Genomic DNA, 18,922 nt, shown 5'->3' on the forward strand with positions numbered 1-18,922 from the left:
GGGCAGGAGCCCTCGTGGGCAGAACCCTCGGTCGGCGGCAGCCTCGGGGGCGGGCTACCAGCCGCTGACCCGGTTCCAGACTCCCTGGATCGCGGGTGTGGGACCATCGGGCCGGCCGCCGTCGACGACGTGGTAGCCGTGGTGCTGGGCCGCCGTGGCGCAGGCGTGGTTGGGCAGGATGCGCAGGCGGGTGCCGACGGGCAGGTCGGGCAGGAGGGCTCCGTCGCGTGCGCTGAGGGTGCCGTGCTCCTGGCTCGCGCCGGTCATCACGAGCCCGGGGATCAGCCGGCCGGTCAGGTCGGCGACGAGGCCGTAGCCCTGGTCCTGGGGCTGGGCGGAGGTGCCGCGGTCGCGGGACATGGCCATCCAGCCGCCGTCGGTGATGATCCACCCGTACTCGGGGCGGTGACCGATGACGGTGACGACCACCGACAGGGCCAGGTCGTCGAGGTCGCAGACGCCCAGGCCGGCCATGACCAGGTCGAAGAAGACGTAGTTCCCGGCGCGGAGTTCGGTGACGCCCGTGAGGTCGTCCGCCGCGTGGGCGGTGGGGGTGGAGCCGACGCTGACGATGTGCACGGGCAGCCCGGCGGCCCGCAGTGTGTCGGCCGCGGCGACGGCGGCGTCGCGTTCGTTCTTCGCCGCCAGGCGCTGTTCCTCGGCGGTGTGGGCGAAGTAGGACTCGCCCGCGTGGGTCAGGACGCCGTCGAGGCAGCCCGCCTCGTGCAGGATGCGTCCGATGCCGACGAGCCCGGGCGCGTCGGGCCTGAGTCCGCCGCGGTGGCCGTCGCAGTCGATCTCGATCTGGGCGGGGACGGCGATGCCCGCCTCCCGCGCGGCGTCGGCGACGGACGTCGCCTGTTCGGTGCTGTCGAGCAGGACGCGCAGGGTGACGCCGCGACGGAGCAGGGCGATCACACGGGGCAGCTTGTGGGGGTCGATGCCGACGGCGTAGGTGATGTCGGTGTAGCCGGCGTCGGCGAACGCCTCGGCCTCGGCGAGGGTGGAGACGGTGACGGGGCAGGGGGTGCCGTCGTGCAGGAGGGCGGCGACGTCGAGGCTCTTGGCCGTCTTGACGTGCGGGCGCAGGGTGACCCCGAGCCGGTCCGCGCGCTGGGCGAGCCGTGCGATGTTGCGTCGTGCCCTGTGCACGTCGACGACGGCGAAGGGGGTGCCGGGGTCTGCCAGGTCCCGGACGGGCGTTGCAGGTGCGGTGGTGCTCACAGAGTTATGTCCATCCTCTTCAGAAGGGCCAGGCCCAGGTAGAGGTCCTGCAGGCCGATGCCGGAGCTGTCGAAGACCGTGATGTCGGCGTCGTCGCCGCGTCCCGTGGCCCGGCCGGTGAGGACCTCGCCGAGCGGGGTGAGCACGGTCTCCTCGGGAGCGTGCTGGCTGTCGCCCATGCGGCGGGCCTGCTCGGGCAGATCGCAGAAGACGTGCGCCACGGAGAACAGCCCGGGGTCCAGTTCCCGCTTGCCGGGGGCGTCCGCGCCCATGGAGGAGACGTGGGTACCGGGTCGGACCCACCGGGCCCGGAACAGGGGCGGGTCGTCGGCACGGGCGTTGGTGGCGGTGACGATCACGTCGGCCCGGGCGCAGGCCTCCTCGGCGCCGGCGACCGTCGCGGTACGGCCCTCCGCCGCGAGGTCGGCCGCCATCCGTGCGGCGCGGTCCTTGTCGCGGCCCACGATCAGGACCTCGTCGATGGGCCGGACCCGGCTGACGGCCCGTACCTCGTAGGCGGCCTGGTGCCCGGTGCCGAAAACGGCCAGGGTGGAGGCGCCGGGGCGGGCCAGCAGATCGACGGCGAGGGCGTCGGCGGCCGCCGTCCGGTAGGCGTTGGCCTCGCCGACCTCCAGAACGGCGGCGATCCTGCCGATCGTCTGGTCCAGGAGCAACAGGGTGGAGTGGTGGCGCGGCAGCCCCTGCTCCGGGTTGCCCGGCCAGTAGCTGCCGATCTTCACCCCGGCGTGCGTGGCGGAGGCCGACGGCTTGAGCGTGAACCGGTTCCGCGGGTCGGATCCGTGCACGGCCAGGCTGGGGAAGACCGCGCCGTCCACGGTCGCGGCGAAGGCCTCGCGGGCCGCCTGCAGCGCGAGGTCCTCGTCGACGACCGCGGCGGTCTCCTCCTCGGTGATGTGCAGCAGACGGCGACTCATTGAGCGGCCCTTCACTTGGTGTAGTTGTAGACGGTCGCGCGGGACACGCCGAGCAGGTCCGCGATGGCCTGGGCGGCGTCACGCGAGTCGAAGTAGCCGTCCGCGTGCAGCTGCCGTACGAGCGCCCTCTTGGCCTCCCGGCCCAGCGACCTCGGGGTCCCCCCACGTTCCGCGGCCGACGCCTCGACCGCCTGGCGCAGTTCGCGGGCGTTGCGGTCGCGCAGGGTCTCCAGCGGCTGTTCGCGGTGCTCGGTGTCGGTGGCGACGAGGTTGGACAGGGCGAGCGTGACCGGCGACAGCACGGAGACGTCGAGGTTCAGGCACAGGGCCGCGATGTACTCGCCGGCGCTGTTCTTGATGCCGATCGACGTGCTCTTGGCCGGGCGGCCGTCGGGGAACCGGTTGGGGTAGTTCTGGATGACGCTCGGGTACTGCGGGTCGGCGATCCGCGCCAGCCCCAACTCGGTCGCGGAGTCCCCGACCTGACGACCGGAGAGGTTGTTCTCGATGGCCCGGATCGCGTGCTGGGGATCACGCAGGTCGTGCAGAACCACCTCGCACAGCCCCGGGAACATCCGGCCCAGGGCAACGGCGATCTTCTCCGATTCGCGGATGAGGTGCTCGTCCGCTTCGGCCTCGGCGGTACGCATGACGTGACCCTCCCGCTCGACAGAGTTCGACTCTTTTTCCAACTCTGGACAGCAAGGCTAATCGGTTACGTCGTCGCCGTCCAGCAGCCTCGCTCCTCACGGGGATCCGTACCTGACGCACGACCATTGACACTCGCCCGCACCGACCCGAGACTCATGGCCAGCTCAAAGTGAATCAAATTTCACCTGGCGAACAGACCGCTCCTGTTCCCGAGCCCACTCATCTCCGAGGACGAAGATGACCCCCTCCCCCACATCCCCCGCACCCCGTCCCCCACACACGCTCCGCACGGTGCTCCCGGTCGTCGCCCTGTGCTGGCTCGCCGTCTTCTTCGACGGCATGGACGTCACCATCTACGGCGCCGTGATGCCGCACATGCTCGACGACTCCGGTCTCGGCCTGACCCCGGCCGACGCGGGCACCATCGGCAGCTGGACCACGTTCGGCATGCTCATCGGCGCGCTCACGGCCGGAAACCTCACCGACTGGCTCGGCCGCCGGCTGATGCTCGTCGCCAGCGTGTCGGTCTTCTCCGTCGGCTCGGCGGTCTGCGCCCTGGCCGGGGGCATCGGCCCGTTCGGGGTCGGCCGGTTCGTCTCCGGTCTCGGTCTCGGCGGGCTCATGCCGCTCTGTCTGGCCTTGGTCATGGAGTTCGCACCGCCGCGCCGGGCCGCCCTGACCACCGGCCTGCTGATGACCTCGTACCACGCGGGCGGCATGGCGGCGACCGGCCTCGGCCTGACCCTGGCCCCGGCGGCGGGCTGGCGCTGGGTGTTCTGGGCGGGCGTCCTGCCGGCCGTGGTCGCCGTGCCGCTGCTGCTCGCCCTGCTGCCCGAGTCGCCCGGCGTACTGCTGGCGCGCGGCGAGCGGGAGCAGGCCGACGCCGTCGCGGACCGCTACGGGCTTCCCCGGCCCACCGCCGTCGCCGCGCCGGCCGCCGGGGCCAAGGGCCGTCTGGCCGCCGTGCGCGCACTGTTCCGCCCGGACTCGCGCTGGGCGACTCCCCTGCTGTGGCTGGCCTCCTTCTGCGGCCTGCTGCTGGTCTACGGCGTGAGCACCTGGCTGCCGCAGATGATGCGCGCCTCCGGCTACGGCCTGAACTCCTCCGTCAGCTTCCTGCTCGTCATCAACGCGGGCGGCATCGTCGGCCTGCTGATCGCGGGCCGCACCGCCGACCGGTTCGGCGCGGTCCGGGTGTCGGCGATCTGGTTCGTGCTGACCGCCGCCGGAGCGCTGCTGCTCAAGGCCCACCTCCCGCTCGGCGCAACGTACGCCGTCGTCGCCGTCACCGGTGTCTGGCTGTTCAGCGCGCAGGTCATGGTCTACGCCGCCACCGACACCGTCTATCGCGGCAGCGAGCGTGCGGCGGGCCTGGGCTGGGTCACCGGTGTCGGCCGCACCGGCGCCGTCGTGGGCCCCTGGCTGATCGGTGCGCTGGCCGACAGCGGCAACGAGAGCTGGGGCTTCACCACCTTCGCCCTCGCCGGACTGGTGGGCGCGGTCGCCATCGCCCTCGTGCCGCTCGCCCGGCGGATCGGCCGGAGCGGCGCCCCGGCGACCGTTGCCCTCGCAGCCGGCGCTAGCCCCTCGAAGGGCTGACGTCCGGCCCGGAACCGCCTGCTCGGTGTCCCCTCACTCAATGCCCCCCACTCGACAAGGAGTCGGCACGATGTTCCCGCGTACCCGGTTACCCGCAGGACGCCTCCGGCGGGCCCTGGCCGCAGCCGCCGCGGCCGTGGTCGTCCTCACAGCTGCGGGGGTCGCGACCCCCGCCCGGGCCACCACGCAAGCAGAGGTCGCGAAGGACCTCCCCTAGGCCCCCGCCCAGCACCCAGGGCAGCGTGCCGTTCCCAGGGCCCTCGCCGCCCGACGGGCTACCTCCGTTGGGCGGCGAGGCGTATGGGGGCGTTGGCGGCGCCGTAGCCGCGGTAGCCGCCGGACCGCTGCACGAACTCGAAGAAGACGTGGCCGACCGTCTCCGTGTAGCAGTGCCGGAACTCGCCGCCGTGCTCGTCCCGGTCGTAGAGGATGCCGAGTTCGCGGTACGTCTCCCACTCGCCCTCGGGAAACGCGTACCGCGCCCGCAGGTCGTCGTAGTAGTTGGCGGGTACCCGCAGCAGGTTGGCGCCCGCCGCACGGAAGCGGCCCACCGCCGCGACGATGTCGTCGACGGCGAAGGCCACGTGCTGAGCCCGGGTGCCGGCCTCGTCCGTCGGGCTCGGGGCGAGGTTGAGGACCAGCCGTGGTCCGTCGGGCGGGGCGGACAGGGCGCGGCTGCGGAAGAGGCCGTAGGGGTCGGCGAGTTCGACGGTGTCGTGCGGGCTGAGGCCCAGCACGGCGCGGTGGAAGAGCACCGCCTCGTCGAAGTGGTGCCAGGGTTGGGTGAGCGCGAGATGGTCGATGCCGGTGACGCCGGTGGACCGGCTCGCCGCCCGGTGCTCGAAGTCGTCCGTCCAGGTGGGGAATTGAGGTCGGCGGGTGGCGCAGAACAGCACTTCGGTGCCGTCGGGTGCCACGACCGACTCCAGAGGGACGTCCTGCTCGGCCCGGCGCCGGGGCAAGGTGGGGGCGAGCAGGGCCTCGGCGCGGCGCGCGGAGGCCTGCGGATCCGGTGACTCCAGACCGATGGCGGCCAGCCTCGTGTCGGCGCGGCGCGTGGCGGCTCCGGCGTTGACCAGGACGCGGGCCTCGCCCTGCTCCCACAGGTCGACGGGCTTTCCGCGGTGCCGGGCGGTGCGGGTGAAGCCGAGCGCGGCCAGCAGTTCGCCGACGGGCTGGGGGTCGCCGGCGGCGAGTTCGGCGAAGGCCACGCCGGAGGGTGCGGCCGGGGCCGGCAGGGCGGACACGCCGGCGCTCTCCTCAAGAGCGAGCAGGGACCGAAGACCGTCCACGGCCGTGCGGCCCGCGTCCGCCTGGCGGAACACGTCGTTGAAGACCTCCAGCGACAGCGGCCCCTGGTAGCCGGTGGCGAGCACGTGCCGGACCAGCCCGGCGACGTCGAAGCCGCCCTGGCCGGGGAAGCAGCGGTAGTGGCGGCTCCACTGCAGGACGTCCATGGCGAGCAGGGGGGCGTCGGCCAGCTGGAGGAAGAAGATCTTCTCGCCGGGGATGTCCTCGATGCCCTTGGGGTCCGAGCCGCGGGAGAGGATGTGGAAGCTGTCCAGGCAGGTGCCCAGCGCCGGGTGTCCGGCGGTCTCGACGATGCGCCAGGCATGGACGTACGTGTTCACGTGCCGCCCCCAGGCGAGCGCCTCGTAGGCGACGCGGATGCCGAACTCCTGGGCCAGATCGGCCAGTTGGCTCAGCTGTCGCGCGGCGAGCGCGTCGTCGTCCACCGTCTGCGGGGAGACGTTGGAGCAGACGAGGACGGTGTCCACGCCGAGCCGTGTCATCAGGTCGAACTTGTGCCGGGCGCGGCGGAGATTGCGGGCGAAGTCGTCGGCGGACACGGCCTCGATGTCCCGCATCGGCTGGTAGAGGTCGATGGTCAGACCCAGGTCCGCGGTGCGGGCGGCGATCTCCTCGGGCGTCAGGGGGCTCGCGAGCAGGTCGTTCTCGAAGATCTCGACGCCGTCGAAGCCGGCGCGCGTGGCTGCCGTGAGCTTCTCGGTCAGGGTGCCGCTGAGGCACACGGTGGCGATCGACTTACGCATGGCCGCCACCCACGCCGATCCAGGTCTTCCCGGCCCGCCCGGCGGCACCGGCGAAGGCCTCCCGCGCCTCACCCAGAGGGAAGCCCGCCTCGATGACCCGGACGGGCTCCGGCCACTCGTCGACCGTCTCGATCCGCTCCGGCGCCGTGAGGACTGCTGCTTTCACTGAAACTCCAAGCCGACCACTAGACGGTCCATTCGTTCCGCTGTGCGGTCAGAGTAAGCAGGCGGAGGTCTTCTGGACAAGGGTGCATCGAGCCGGTGCCCGACCGGAGGCGGCGGTCAGATGCCGCGGCACGCCACTACGGTGCGGCAGCAGCCTTGGCATGGCTAGGTCCACGGTACGGATCCGGCAGACCGTTCAGCGGCACCTCAGGGGCGAGCTACGGAGTCATCCCGGGCTACGCCAGGATGGCCCGGCGCTGCGGTTTCCCTGGTCCGCGCAGCGGACTACGGTCGGGGGTGTCAGGGACGGGTGGGTGCGACACGGAGACGGGTCGGCCACAGCGGAGAGGCAGCAGGTGAGCGAGGAAGAGACGCCGGCGGGGGGCGACCGGGATCAGCAGCCCACCGGGGTGCGCAGTGTCCGGCGGGCCTTCGACATCCTCAACCTGCTCAGCGAGCAACGGCCCGTGATCACGCTGCGGGAGATCACCGAGGCGACCGGGCTGGCGAAGACCACCGCGCTGCGGCTGGTGCAGACCCTGGAGGAGAGCGGTCTGCTGTGGTCGCACCCGGCCGGCTACACCGCGGGGCCGGCGCTGTGGCGCTGGGCCTATCTCGCCCGCAGCCAGTGGGAAGTACCCCAGGAGACCCGCAAGGTCATGCGCGACCTCGCCGACCGGCTCGGCGAGACCGTCAATCTCTTCGTCGCGCGTGACGTCCACCGCATCTGCGTCGCCCACGAGGAGAGCCCGCACCCGTTGCGGCATGTCGTCGACGTCGGCGACGAGCAGCCCCTGTGGGCCGGCGCCTCCTCCAAGATCCTCCTGCGCGACGCCCCCGAGGCGCTGCTGCAGCGCGTGGCCGCCGCCTCCCCCCGCGGTGAGGCGTACACCGATCAGCTGCGGACCTGGGCGGCCGAGGCGGCCGAGCGGGGCTACGCGGTCAGCAGCAGCGAGTGGGACGAGGGGCTGACCGCCGTGGCGGTGCCCGTGACCGGCCGCACCGGCCGGGTCGTCGCGTCCCTCTCCCTGAGCGGCCCCAGCCACCGCTTCCCCTACGAGGCCGTCGAGCGCTTCGCCACAGAACTCACCCAGGGCGCCCGCCTCATCTCCGACCAGGGCTTCACCCACCCACTGGGCAGCGAGGGCTGAGCCGACGGGCTCCCGCGGGAGAGTCACACGGGGGCGCAGGCCGAGTTCGTACACCTGTGGTTCCGGCGGCGCACGCGACCCTCTAGGCTTGCCGGTGCAGCTGGTTCGCCCCGTCCTCCCCCATAGCCCTAAAGGCATGGGGGGACCCCCATGGCGGGATGCGTCGTAAGAGGGAACCCGGTGGGAATCCGGGACTGCCCCGCAGCGGTGAGCGGGAACGACCGCCGTCATACGCACTGGGCCCACGAACAGGGTCTGGGAAGCGACGGCCAGTAGGTGTCCTCCTTGGTGAGGGCGTGCCCGCGAGTCCGAAGACCTGCCAACTGCCCGCGTGCGAAGCACTCGTGCGCGGACATCCCGGTGACCTCGAGGGCGGGTCGGCGTACACACCGAGCGGACGGCTGCGGCCACTGCCGTCCGGTCCGTCACCCCTTCGCGCTCTCGTCCCGTCCCCGGGATCTCAGGGATCAGTCTCGCGAAGGAGATCTCCGTGACCACCAAGCCCGCAGCCGCGGCAGCACGGGCCACCGTGTACGGCTACCCCCGCCAGGGACAGCACCGGGAACTGAAGAAGGCGATCGAGGGCTACTGGAAGGGCCGCAACACCGCGGACGCCCTGCGGGCCACCGCCGCCGAACTGCGCCGCACCACCTGGCGGCAGCTCGCCGCGGCCGGCATCGACGAGGTGCCGACCGGCGACTTCTCGTACTACGACCACGTACTCGACACCACCGTCATGGTCGGCGCGATCCCCGACCGGCACCGGGCCGCCGTCGCCGCCGATCCGCTCGACGGGTACTTCGCCATGGCCCGCGGCACCCAGGACGCGGCCCCGCTGGAGATGACCAAGTGGTTCGACACCAACTACCACTACCTGGTCCCGGAACTGGGCCCGGACACGGTGTTCACGGCCCACTCGGCCAAGCAGGTCGCCGAGCACGCGGAGGCCCGCGCCCTCGGACTCACGGCCCGGCCCGTTCTCGTCGGCCCCGTCACCTACCTGCTGCTCGCCAAGCCCGCGCCCGGCGTGGCCCCCGGCTTCGACCCGCTCACCCTCCTCGACCGGCTGCTGCCGGTGTACGCCGAGGTCCTCGCCGACCTGCGCGCGGCCGGTGCGGAGTGGGTGCAGCTGGACGAGCCCGCCCTGGTCGAGGACCGCACCCCGGCCGAACTGAGCGCCGCGGCCCGCGCCTACCGCGGCCTCGGCGCCCTCACCGACCGGCCCAAGCTGCTGGTCGCCTCCTACTTCGGCCGGCTCGGTGCGGCCCTGCCGCTGCTGGCCAAGGCGCCGGTGGACGGACTCGCCCTGGACTTCACCGAGGCCGCGGCCGCCAACCTGGACGCGCTCGCGGCCGTCGGCGGGCTGCCCGGCAAGCGCCTGGTCGCGGGGGTCGTCAACGGCCGCAACGTCTGGGTCGACGACCTCGGGAAGTCCCTGGCCACCCTCGGCACCCTGCTCGGTCTGGCCGACCGGGTCGATGTGTCGGCCTCCTGCTCGCTGCTGCACGTCCCCCTCGACGCCTCGGCGGAGCGGGACATCGCACCGCAGATCCGGCGCTGGCTCGCCTTCGCGCGGCAGAAGACCGCCGAGATCGTCACCCTGGCCCGCGGGCTCTCCCACGGCCCGGACGCGATCGCCGCCGAACTGTCCGCCAACCGCGCCGACCTCGCCTCCCGGGCAACCTCCCCCATCACCCGCGACCCGGCCGTCCGCGCCCGCACCGCCGCCGTCACCGCCGCGGACGCCCGCCGCCGTCAGCCGTACCCGGAGCGGGCCGCGGCCCAGCGCGCCCATCTGCGTCTGCCGTTGCTGCCGACGACGACCATCGGCTCCTTCCCGCAGACCGGCGACCTGCGCACCGCACGGGCCGACCTGCGTGCGGGGCGGATCGACACGGCAGGCTACGAGGAGCGCGTCAGGGCCGAGATCCAGGAGGTGATCGCCTTCCAGGAGCAGGCGGGCCTGGACGTCCTGGTGCACGGCGAGGCCGAACGCAACGACATGGTCCAGTACTTCGCCGAACAGCTCACCGGCTATCTCGCCACCCAGCACGGCTGGGTCCAGTCCTACGGCACCCGCTGCGTCCGCCCGCCGATCCTGGCCGGCGACATCTCCCGCCCCGAACCGATGACGGTGCGCTGGACGTCGTACGCCCAGTCCCTCACCGACCGCCCGGTCAAGGGCATGCTCACCGGCCCGGTCACCATGCTCGCCTGGTCGTTCGTCCGTGACGACCAGCCGGTCGCCGAGACCGCACGTCAGGTCGCCCTCGCCCTGCGCGACGAGGTGAACGACCTGGAGGCGGCGGGCACTTCGGTGATCCAGGTCGACGAGCCCGCGCTGCGCGAGACCCTGCCGCTGCGGTCCGCCGACCGCCCGGCCTACCTGGAGTGGGCCACGGAGGCGTTCCGGCTCACCACCAGCGGCGTGCGCCCGGACACCCAGATCCACACGCACATGTGCTACGCCGAGTTCGGCGACGTCGTCCGGGCCATCGACGACCTCGACGCCGATGTCATCAGCCTGGAAGCCGCCCGCTCCCACATGCAGGTGGCCCGGGAACTCGCCGCCTACGGCTACCCGCGCGAGGCCGGACCGGGTGTCTACGACATCCACTCCCCGCGGGTACCTGGCGCGGAGGAGTCTGCCGATCTCCTGCGCCTCGGGCTGAAGGCCATCCCCGCCGAACGCCTGTGGGTCAACCCGGACTGCGGTCTCAAGACCCGCGGCTGGCCCGAGGTACGGGCCTCCCTGGAGAACCTGGTGGCTGCGGCGCGGACCGTGCGCAGGGAGATCTAGCCACCGAGCCGGGCGCGCCCCGGTCCAACTGACCGGGGCGGTCTGCGCGGCCGCCCGGCATGCCCGTACCGTCGTACGCACCCGGTCCGGAACACCCCGCCCCGCGGCGGAAGCAGAGGAGCAGCCGCGTGACCAGCCGTGTCACTCTCATCTCACCGGCGACCACGCCGTCACTGCGGCGGGCCCGCTTCGACGACGGCGACTCGATCGAGGACGGCGCGGCGGCGCGGGCCAGGTCGGCGGCCGGGTCCCTGCCCGCTGCGGTGCGTGTCCTCGTCTCTCCCAGCGTGCGCTGCCGGGAGACGGCCTCGGCGCTCGGCCTCGACGCCTGGCTGGAGCCGGAACTCTCGGGCCTGGACGTGGGCCGGTGGCGGGGGCGGACGCTGGACGACGTCGGTGCCGTGGAGCCGGAAGCGGTGGCCGGCTGGCTGGCCGATCCGGGTGCCGCACCGCACGGCGGGGAGTCGGTACGGGCGCTGTGTGCCCGGGTCGCGCGCTGGCTGGACACGAGTGGTGCGGCTGACGGCAGGACGATCGCCGTGGTGGAGCCGGAGGTCGTACGGGCCGTGGTGGTGCACGCGTTGGGCGCGCCCGAGGCTGCTTTCTGGCGCGCCGACGTCCCGCCGCTCACGGCGACGGAGGTCACCGGCCGCTCCGGGCGCTGGAACGTGCGGCTCGGACACGTCCTCGCCGGGCCGGGCGACTGACGCCGGTCAGGCGGTCGCGTCCCGGTGGCGGCGCAGCAGCGCCGCGATCGCGCACCGCAGGCAGTCGGTGTCCGTGTCCCCGGTCGTGTCGTGGTGGCCAGGGCAGTCGGCCGCCGCCTGTCGGCCCGCGCCCTCATCCGTCGTACGGCAGGCCGCCGTTGGGCCATCGACCAGGGCTTCGAGTTCTTCGAGGAGTCTCTCGGTCCGCTTGACCTGCTGGGCGAGCACCCGTACCCGCGCGCTCTGGCCGCCGATCTGGCGTCGGCTGGCGATGAGTTGTGCGTACTCCTCCACGGTCAGGGCGACCGCCTCCCGTCCGCCGAGAGTGATGTGGCGCGGTTCGGGACGTTGTCTGGCCACTCGGCTCCTCCGCTCGTCGCCTCCTCCGGTGTCCGGGAAACGCGAGAGGGCCCCCGGACGGTTCCGGAAGGCCCTCTCGTGTCCTGAAGGGATCAGTGCGTGGCGGGAACTCTCCGCCCGGACCCGGCGGTCGCGGGCTTCGGGTTCAGCTGCCGCTCGGCCAACTCGCCGAAGAGCAGGCCGAATCCGCCCCACAGAACGGCCTGGATGGCCAGTGCGGAGAGGCGGAACCGCCACAGCAGGGTGGCCGGGAAGTCCTTCGGCACCTCGTTGACGGCCGGCAGGAAGGCGTAGGCCAGGCCGATCGCGACGGCGAAGGCGGCGACCGCGAGGACGGTCGCGTACCAGGTGCCCAGGGTGGGTGCGAGGCGCTTGCCCAGGATGGTGGCGGCGACCGCCAGGAGCACGCCGAGCAGCATCATCAGGAAGTACAGGGTCGTCCGCTTGCCGATGGTGTCGGGATCGCCGACCGACGGCGGGTTGGCCGGGTACTTCAGGAACGGGACGACGTAGACGGCGAGCAGTGCGCAGCCGGACAGCAGCAGCGCGGTCGCCCGCGGGCCGAAGCGGCCGACGCGGCCGAGCGCGACGCAGAAGGCGAGCGCCGCGATACCGCCGAAGGCGACCCCGTAGACGAGAACACCGGTGGCCAGGCCCGCGGTGGACTGCAGGGAGCGGGAGACGACCTCCATCTCGTGCTCGTGGGAGTGGGCGTCCTCGAAGCTGATCGCGTTGTCGACGCTCGGCTCACCGAGGAAGTAGGCGACGACCAGGGCGAGCACGCCGGCGGCGAGGCCGGCGAGCATGCCTCGCACGAGGAGGTTTCTTACCGTGGTGGAGTTCATGGGTGCGCGGTGTCCCTCGCGTCAGTGGCAGGGGAAACCGAGCAGGTGGCGGGCGTCGTGCACCCACTCGTGGACGTCCGTGCCGTTGAACACGGAGGTGGCGCCCTGCTCGGCGCCGACGAAGTAGAGCAGGACGAGCATCAGGATGCCGAAGAAGACCGCCCAGGGTGCTATCGCCTTCAGCGGCAGCGTGGCGGGAACGGCGGGGGTGGTGGCTGTCGGCTGGGCGACGGTCTGCGCCATGGCAGGACCTCCTCTGGGAGTTCGCGTCCCATCTCGGTGGTGCACATGACGACGGCCACGGGTCTGACTCACGGTCCCCCGAGGGGTGTTCCGCATACAGTGGCGCGACCGTGCCGGATTTTCACCGGCTTCCGTCTCGCCGTCGTCGATATCGGACAGACCGTACCGCGTGGCGCGTGCATGGCCAAGACCGCCTGGTCCGTCGTGATCTTCCTCTCGCGTCGGCCGGGCGAGGCCGGGGGTGCGGTCTGCCGGGCCGTGCGGCCCGGCAGACCTGCCCCGTCACACTGCCCTCAGCCGCGGCGGCCCGACGGATCGGGCGCGACCGTGTCCCGGTTCTGGCCGGGGACCGAACCGGCGTCAGGAGACCCGGCGCCGGCCGGCGCTTCCCGCGCCCGGTCACCGTGGCCCGGCCACCACGCGGCGTGGCCGATCAGCGCGGTGAGGCTCGGCGTGAAGAACATCGCCATCACGAAGGCCGCGACCGCGATACCGAAGGAGACCGCGAAACCCATCTCCGTCAGCAGCGCGTTGCCCGCCAGCATCATCGTGGCGAAGGTCGCCGCCAGGATGAAGCCGGCCGCCGCCACGGTCGGCCCGGCGTGCCGGAGCGCCATGCCGGCCGCCTCGCGCGGCTCGCGGCCCTCGCGGGCCTCCTCGCGGAGCCGGGCGATCATGAGGATGTTGTAGTCGGTGCCGATGGCGACCACGAACAGGTACATGATCACCGGGAGCATGAACATCAGACCCGAGTGTCCCTGTCCCTCCTGGAAGATCCAGACCGTGGCGCCGAGGGTGGCACCGAAGCCGAGGCCCACCGAGGCCATCAGGTACCAGGGGGCGACCACACTGCGCAGCAGCAGCCCCAGGATGACCATGATGAGGAGGGCGGCGACGGGGAAGACCGTCCGGTAGTCGTGGTTGACCGCGGTCTTGATGTCCTTGTAGATCGAGGACATGCCGCCGACGACGGCCTCGGTGCCGTCGGGGGCGTCGGAGTGCGCGACGTCGCGCACCTCGCCCACGACATCGATCGCCTTGTCCGTCGAGGCCTCGTACTTGAGCGTGACGGTGAAGTCCGCGGTCGTACCGGCCTTGTTCACCTGGGTCATGCGCGCGCTCGCGACGCCGTCCACGGCACCGAGCTTCCGCGCGTACGCGTCGAAGGCGGCCTCGTCCAGCGGCTTGCCGTCGGTGCTCGACAGGTAGACGTCGGTGGGTGCGGCGGCGCCCGCCGAGTACGCCTTCTGCATCTCGTCCTGGACGACCATGGACTCCTTGGTCTTGGGCATGGAGCCCGCCGCCAGGTCGAACGTGGCGTTGAAGCCGAGGGTGCCCAGCGACAGGGCGACCAGGACGAGGCCGGACACCGCGGCGGTCAGCGCCGGGCGGCGCTGCACGCCCCGGCCGAGGGCGGCGAACCGGGCGTTCTCCGGCTCCCGCTGCCAGGACTTGGAGGGCCAGAAGACCTTCGGTCCGATGAGCGAGACCACGGCCGGGATCAGGGTCAGGCCCGCGACCAGAGTCGCGGCGACCGCGATGGCGAGGGCCGGTCCCATCTGCTTGAGGAAGCCGAGCGTGGACAGCACCAGCGCGAGGAAGGCGATGATGACCGCTCCGGCGGCCGAGGCGATGGCCTCACCGACCCGGTCGACCGCGTTGACCATGGCCTGTTTCGGCTCGTCGCCGGCGCGCAGGCGCTCGCGGTAGCGGAACATCAGGAAGAGGAAGTAGTCCGTGCCGACGCCGAAGAGCACGACGATCAGGATCGACGAGATCGAGCTGTTGGCCTGCAGGTCGAACAGCTTGGTGGCGTAGGCGATCAGCCCGTTGGCCACGGCGGACACCAGACCGATCAGGACCAGGGGCAGGATCGCCAGGATCGGCGCACGGAAGATGATCAGCAGGGTCACCAGGATGATCAGGAAGGTTCCGATGCCGATCAGTGCCTGGCCGCGCTGGGAGGAGTCCTGCTGGTCGAGGACCTGCGCGGCGGAGCCGCCGAGTTTGACGTCCAGGTTCGTGCCCTTGGCCAGGTCCTTGACGTCCTCGCGCAACACCTTGGCCGCGTCGGCCTGTTTGGGCTGACCGGCGTTCTTGCTGTCCATCTGTACCAGGGTCAGGTCATACCTGCCGTCCTTGGACGGCTGGCCGGGGACGACCTTCTGCACCTGGTCGATGTGCTTCTTGCCCAGTTCTGAAGTGATCCGGGCGATGTCCTGCTTGTCGGCGGCGGTGAGCTTGCCGCCGTCGGTGCGCTGGTACAGCGCGATCGCGGACGGAGTGAAGGCGCTGGGGAACGCCCTCTCCTGCAGATCCGCCGCTTTGATCGACTCGTAACTTTTGGGCAGGAAACTGCTCTCGTCGCTGTTCGAGGGCAGGCTCGGCGCGGTGGCGACGATCGCCACCGCCGCGATGAGCCATGCCACGATCGTCCAGACGGGATGACGGACGACGGCATTCCCAATGCGTCGGAACATGCGGAAGGTCCTCCTGGGCAGGAAGATCACCGCAGCCCGGGGAGCGGACCCTGGCATCGGCGACCCCGACCGGCCGTCACTCTTGGGCCGGTCGAATGGTTGTCTTGAGATGCGATCGTAGTGACCGCATGCCGCGATCATTCCATCGTGCGACGTCCGGCCGCCGAAAACCCTTCTCTTTTCAGTCAGGGCTGTTCACTCGCTGTTTGAGGAGTGAACTCCCGGCTGACTGGCGGGCGTTGGAGCTACTTGCGGGCCCGGTGCTCGCTCCGCGGGGCTGTCGGGGAATCAGCGACTGCGGAGAGCGCTGAGTGCCGCGTCGAAGTCGGCCGCGCCGGGACGGTTGTGCGGCAGCTTGCCGAGCAGGATCGCCATGCCGCAGGTGTCGGTGAGCGCCGAGAAGACCAGACCGCCCGCGACGCCCGCCGACAGGATCTGGAAGGCCGGGTGTACGAGCAGCCCGAGGACGATCCCCACCAGGACCAGCGCACCCGCCGTGAACCGGACCTGCCGCTCCATGCTCCAGCCGGCCCGGGTGTCGCGGGCAGCGGGCTGCTCCAGGTCGTGGCCTGCCGCGGCCCAGGCGCTGGTGCCCCCGGCCAGGGTGGCGGCGGGGATGCCCTGCTCCGCGAGCAGCCCGCAGGCCTTCTCGGAGCGGGCTCCGGAGGCGCACACCACCAGGACCTCGCCGCGCTCGGCGGCGTGCCTGATCTCGGGCAGGGCGCGCCGGATCCGGTCCAGCGGGACGTTGAGGGCGCCGGGCAGGTGACCCGAGGCGTACTCGCCGGGGGTGCGTACGTCGATGACGGTCAGCTCGTGCAGCCGGGTGCGGGCCTGGTCGGTGCGCAGGGTGACGGGGGCGAGGGGGGCGGTCATGGCAGGTGTGATCCTTAGGTGTTCGACGCCGTCCCGTACCGGGACGTACAGTACCCCTAGGGGTATTTTTCGAGGAGTGATCGTGGAACTGGAACTCGCGGGTGCGGAGCTGAAGTCCGTCCTGAACCGGCTGCGCCGCGCGCAGGGCCAGATCTCCGGCGTCATCCGGATGATCGAGGAGGGGCGCGACTGCGAGGAGGTCGTCACGCAGCTCGCCGCCGCGTCGCGGGCGCTCGATCGCGCCGGTTTCGCGATCATCGCCACCGGCCTTCAGCAGTGCATCACCGACATGGAGTCCGGCCGTAAGAACGGCGAGGACCCGGAGCAGATGCGGGCCCGTCTGGAGAAGCTCTTCCTGTCGCTGGCGTGAGGCGGGCCGGCGCGGGGCGGTGGGTGTCGGCGCATCACACCAGCGCGTCGATCATCATGAACGCGGCCACGGCCAGGAGCACCAGGGCGAAGGTCCGCTGCAGCGCGCGCCCGGACACCTTCGCCGCGAGCCGCTTCCCGTCCCACGCACCGAGCACCGCGGCCCCGGCGAAGGGCCCGATGACGGCCCAGTCGAGACCGTCGGCCGTACCGGCCCGCATCGCCAGCGCGGCCAGGGAGTTGGCGGTGATCACCAGGAGGCTGGTGCCCACCGCGTCGCGCATCCGCAGGCCGAGCACGCTCACCAGTGCGGGTACGGCCAGGAAGCCGCCGCCGACGCCGAGGACGCCGGTCACCGCGCCGAGCCCGGCACCCGCGGCCGCCGCCCGGTCCGGGCGTACCGGCACCGCGGTGTCCGACGCGGCACGGGGTCGTAGCATCCGCACCGCGGCCGTTCCCGCCACCACGGCGAAGGCGGCCGTCAGGGCGGCGCCGGGCACTCGTCCGGCGAGCGCACCGCCGAGCATCGCGGGGACGATCCCGGCCGCCGCGAACAACAGCCCGGTCCGCCACCGCACATGGCCGTCCCGGGCGTGCGCGGACAGCGCCGTGGCCGAGGTGACGGTGACGATGACGAGGCTGGCGGTGGTGGCCGCGACCGGCGTGAAGTCGAGCAGGTAGATCAGCGCGGGGACGGCCAGGACGCTGCCACCGCCCCCGAGCGCGCCGAGCGCCAGGCCGATGACGGCCCCTGCGGCCAGGGCGAGTACGACAGCGTTCACGCGACGGTCCCGTTCCGCATGCCGCCGATCAGGCGCCGGTCTCGTCGGAAATTGATCATCTTGGCTTGTCGCTCCTGTCTTCCCTGTCGGTACGGAAGATCGGTGTGGAAGATCGGCACGGAAGGCCGATGCCCAAGGTCGTCACAGACGTCTTCGGCATCCGATGCGGTCCGGCGATGCGATCAGGCGGCGCGGACCGTGAGCCCGGCGTTCCCGGCCGCGTCGAAGCCGTCGTCCACGGCGACGACGGCACGGCCGGCCGCGTCCAGCAGGGAGGCGGCGATGGCGGCGCGCATGCCGCCCGCGCAGTGCACCCACACCGTGCCCTCGGGGATCTCGTCGAGGCGGCGGTGCAGGGTGTGCACCGGTATGTGGACCGAGCCCTCGATGAACCCGCCCGCCCGCTCCGCGGTCCGCCGCACGTCGAGGACGACGACACCGTCCGCCGGGTACCGGCCGGCGAGGTCCGCGAAGGTGGCCCGGGGGAAGGAGGCCAGGGCTTCGTTCTCGCGGACCCAGCGGCCCGCTTCCCCGGTGGCCGCGGCGGCCGGGCGGTCGATGCCCACGCGGACCAGCTCCCGCTGCGCCGCGGCGAGTTGCTCGGCGGACTCCGCGAGCAGCGTGACCGGCTTGCCCCACGGGATCAGCCAGGCGAGATAGGTGGCGAGCTGTCCCCCGGCCTCGAAGTTGACCGAGCCCGCCACATGCCCGGCGGCGAACGCGACCCGGTTGCGCAGGTCCACCACCCACTCCCCCGCTGCCAGCCGGGCGGCGATCTCGTCCGCGTCCGCCACGGCGGGCGGGGTCAGGTCGACCGGCGCGGGCCCGGCGGCGTTGGCCGGCCCCATGTGCGCGTAGTACGCGGGGATGTCGCCGAGACCGGCCAGCAGGTCGGCGACGAAGGTGTCCACGTCCCGGGTGAGGGCTCCGTTGGACGCCTTCTCCTTGCCGATGGTGCTGGACTCCCCCGCCGCCTGGGACGACGCGCAGAAGCTGCCGAAACCGTGCGTGGGCAGCACCGCCGTGTCGTCGGGCAGCTCGGTGGCCAGGCGGTGCGCGGAGGCGTACTGCGCCCGGGCGAGGCGCTCGGTCAGACGCGGCTCCACCAGGTCGGGGCGGCCGACGGTGCCGATCAGCAGGGAACCGCCGGTGAACACCGAGACCGCCGTTCCGCTCTCCTCCAGCACGTAGGAAGTGTGGTGCGGAGTGTGCCCGGGCGTGGCCACGGCGCGCAGGGTCAGCCCCGAGTCGGCGTCGATCACCGTACGGTCGCCGTCGCCGACCGGCAGGCGCTCGAAGGAGACGGCGGCCCCGGCGGGGACGAGATAGGCGGCGCCCGTGACCCGGGCCAGCTCCAGGCCGCCGGTGACGTAGTCGTTGTGGACGTGCGTCTCGACGACGTGCGAGATCCGCACCCCGCGCCGGGCCGCCGCGGCGATCACCTGGTCGATGTCGCGCGGCGGGTCGACCGCCACCGCCGTCCGCCCGCCACCCGCCAGATAGCTCCGGTTGCCGAGCCCCGGCACCTCGATCGTGTCGACGAAGAACACGTGCCCATCCCTTCCATCGAAGAATTACCCCCGGGGGTATGTGTTCGACAGTACACGATTACCCCGGGGGGTATCTGTGGGGGAGGCGGACTTGGACGATCCGCCCCCATCCGGGCAGGGCCGGGTGCGAC

17 protein-coding genes and 2 riboswitches are annotated in these 18,922 nt (G+C 72.2%); of the genes, 5 read left to right on the top strand and 12 right to left on the bottom strand.

Features of this window, described 5'->3' with window-relative positions; translation table 11 throughout:
* Positions 1-54: 54 nt before the first annotated feature.
* From BEK98_RS29100 to BEK98_RS29110, 3 genes are read right to left on the bottom strand one after another with little or no spacing between them, the layout of a single operon-like run.
* Positions 55-1,224: a DSD1 family PLP-dependent enzyme gene (locus BEK98_RS29100; RefSeq protein WP_094219667.1), complete on the bottom strand. Its 1,170-nt coding sequence runs from the start codon at positions 1,222-1,224 to the stop codon at positions 55-57.
* Positions 1,221-2,159, bottom strand: a complete 939-nt coding sequence (locus tag BEK98_RS29105; protein ID WP_094219668.1) for an ornithine cyclodeaminase family protein — start codon at positions 2,157-2,159, stop codon at positions 1,221-1,223. Before BEK98_RS29105 ends, BEK98_RS29100 begins: the two co-directional genes overlap by 4 nt.
* 11 nt (positions 2,160-2,170) lie before the next feature.
* Positions 2,171-2,809: a helix-turn-helix transcriptional regulator gene (locus BEK98_RS29110; RefSeq protein WP_094219669.1), complete on the bottom strand. Its 639-nt coding sequence runs from the start codon at positions 2,807-2,809 to the stop codon at positions 2,171-2,173.
* 292 nt (positions 2,810-3,101) lie between these two features.
* Here BEK98_RS29110 and BEK98_RS29115 point away from each other — a divergent pair, with 292 nt between their 5' ends.
* On the top strand, positions 3,102-4,409 hold the full coding sequence (locus BEK98_RS29115; protein WP_167444282.1) for an MFS transporter: 1,308 nt from the start codon (positions 3,102-3,104) through the stop codon (positions 4,407-4,409).
* 275 nt (positions 4,410-4,684) lie between these two features.
* Here the strand turns inward: BEK98_RS29115 and BEK98_RS29120 are convergent, their stop codons facing one another.
* Together BEK98_RS29120 and BEK98_RS48065 are read right to left on the bottom strand one after the other, a co-directional pair.
* The gene (locus tag BEK98_RS29120) at positions 4,685-6,463 is read right to left on the bottom strand and encodes a bifunctional sugar phosphate isomerase/epimerase/4-hydroxyphenylpyruvate dioxygenase family protein (RefSeq protein WP_094219796.1); all 1,779 of its coding nucleotides are present in this window, start codon (positions 6,461-6,463) and stop codon (positions 4,685-4,687) included.
* Positions 6,456-6,629: a hypothetical protein gene (locus BEK98_RS48065; protein ID WP_208643265.1), complete on the bottom strand. Its 174-nt coding sequence runs from the start codon at positions 6,627-6,629 to the stop codon at positions 6,456-6,458. The genes BEK98_RS29120 and BEK98_RS48065 overlap by 8 nt, the downstream gene beginning before the upstream one ends.
* 355 nt (positions 6,630-6,984) lie before the next feature.
* Here BEK98_RS48065 and BEK98_RS29125 point away from each other — a divergent pair, with 355 nt between their 5' ends.
* From BEK98_RS29125 to BEK98_RS29135, 3 genes are all read left to right on the top strand, one after another.
* Positions 6,985-7,779 (top strand): IclR family transcriptional regulator, encoded by a 795-nt coding sequence (locus BEK98_RS29125; RefSeq protein ID WP_094219671.1) that lies wholly within the window; start codon positions 6,985-6,987, stop codon positions 7,777-7,779.
* Between the two features lie 151 nt (positions 7,780-7,930).
* Positions 7,931-8,101: riboswitch (cobalamin riboswitch) on the top strand.
* 168 nt (positions 8,102-8,269) lie between these two features.
* Positions 8,270-10,579: a 5-methyltetrahydropteroyltriglutamate--homocysteine S-methyltransferase gene (gene metE, locus BEK98_RS29130; RefSeq protein WP_094219672.1), complete on the top strand. Its 2,310-nt coding sequence runs from the start codon at positions 8,270-8,272 to the stop codon at positions 10,577-10,579.
* Positions 10,580-10,707: 128 nt separating this feature from the next.
* Positions 10,708-11,286 (top strand): histidine phosphatase family protein, encoded by a 579-nt coding sequence (locus BEK98_RS29135; RefSeq protein WP_094219673.1) that lies wholly within the window; start codon positions 10,708-10,710, stop codon positions 11,284-11,286.
* 6 nt (positions 11,287-11,292) lie between these two features.
* Here BEK98_RS29135 and BEK98_RS29140 read toward each other — a convergent pair whose 3' ends face one another.
* The 5 genes from BEK98_RS29140 to BEK98_RS29160 all read right to left on the bottom strand — a co-directional run bounded on the left by BEK98_RS29140 (position 11,293) and on the right by BEK98_RS29160 (position 16,090).
* Positions 11,293-11,646, bottom strand: coding sequence for a hypothetical protein (locus BEK98_RS29140; protein ID WP_094219674.1), 354 nt, complete (start codon positions 11,644-11,646; stop codon positions 11,293-11,295).
* Between the two features lie 92 nt (positions 11,647-11,738).
* Positions 11,739-12,491 (bottom strand): CbtA family protein, encoded by a 753-nt coding sequence (locus BEK98_RS29145; RefSeq protein ID WP_094219675.1) that lies wholly within the window; start codon positions 12,489-12,491, stop codon positions 11,739-11,741.
* A gap of 21 nt (positions 12,492-12,512) precedes the next feature.
* Entirely contained in the window at positions 12,513-12,734 is a 222-nt protein-coding gene (locus BEK98_RS29150; protein WP_086692985.1) for a CbtB domain-containing protein, read from the bottom strand.
* A gap of 35 nt (positions 12,735-12,769) precedes the next feature.
* Positions 12,770-12,914, bottom strand: a riboswitch (cobalamin riboswitch).
* Between the two features lie 113 nt (positions 12,915-13,027).
* Positions 13,028-15,214 (bottom strand): MMPL family transporter, encoded by a 2,187-nt coding sequence (locus BEK98_RS29155; protein WP_094219676.1) that lies wholly within the window; start codon positions 15,212-15,214, stop codon positions 13,028-13,030.
* Positions 15,215-15,502: 288 nt separating this feature from the next.
* Positions 15,503-16,090: a rhodanese-like domain-containing protein gene (locus BEK98_RS29160; protein WP_094219677.1), complete on the bottom strand. Its 588-nt coding sequence runs from the start codon at positions 16,088-16,090 to the stop codon at positions 15,503-15,505.
* Between the two features lie 82 nt (positions 16,091-16,172).
* Here BEK98_RS29160 and BEK98_RS29165 point away from each other — a divergent pair, with 82 nt between their 5' ends.
* On the top strand, positions 16,173-16,460 hold the full coding sequence (locus tag BEK98_RS29165) for a metal-sensitive transcriptional regulator (protein WP_094219678.1): 288 nt from the start codon (positions 16,173-16,175) through the stop codon (positions 16,458-16,460).
* Positions 16,461-16,494: 34 nt separating this feature from the next.
* Here BEK98_RS29165 and BEK98_RS29170 read toward each other — a convergent pair whose 3' ends face one another.
* Positions 16,495-17,241, bottom strand: coding sequence for a sulfite exporter TauE/SafE family protein (locus tag BEK98_RS29170; RefSeq protein WP_094219679.1), 747 nt, complete (start codon positions 17,239-17,241; stop codon positions 16,495-16,497).
* Between the two features lie 182 nt (positions 17,242-17,423).
* Positions 17,424-18,791, bottom strand: coding sequence for an MBL fold metallo-hydrolase (locus BEK98_RS29175; protein WP_094219680.1), 1,368 nt, complete (start codon positions 18,789-18,791; stop codon positions 17,424-17,426).
* Positions 18,792-18,922 lie beyond the last annotated feature (131 nt).

Origin of the sequence: Streptomyces diastatochromogenes, assembly GCF_002242805.1 — a bacterium.
Classification (GTDB): Bacteria; Actinomycetota; Actinomycetes; order Streptomycetales; family Streptomycetaceae; genus Streptomyces; species Streptomyces diastatochromogenes.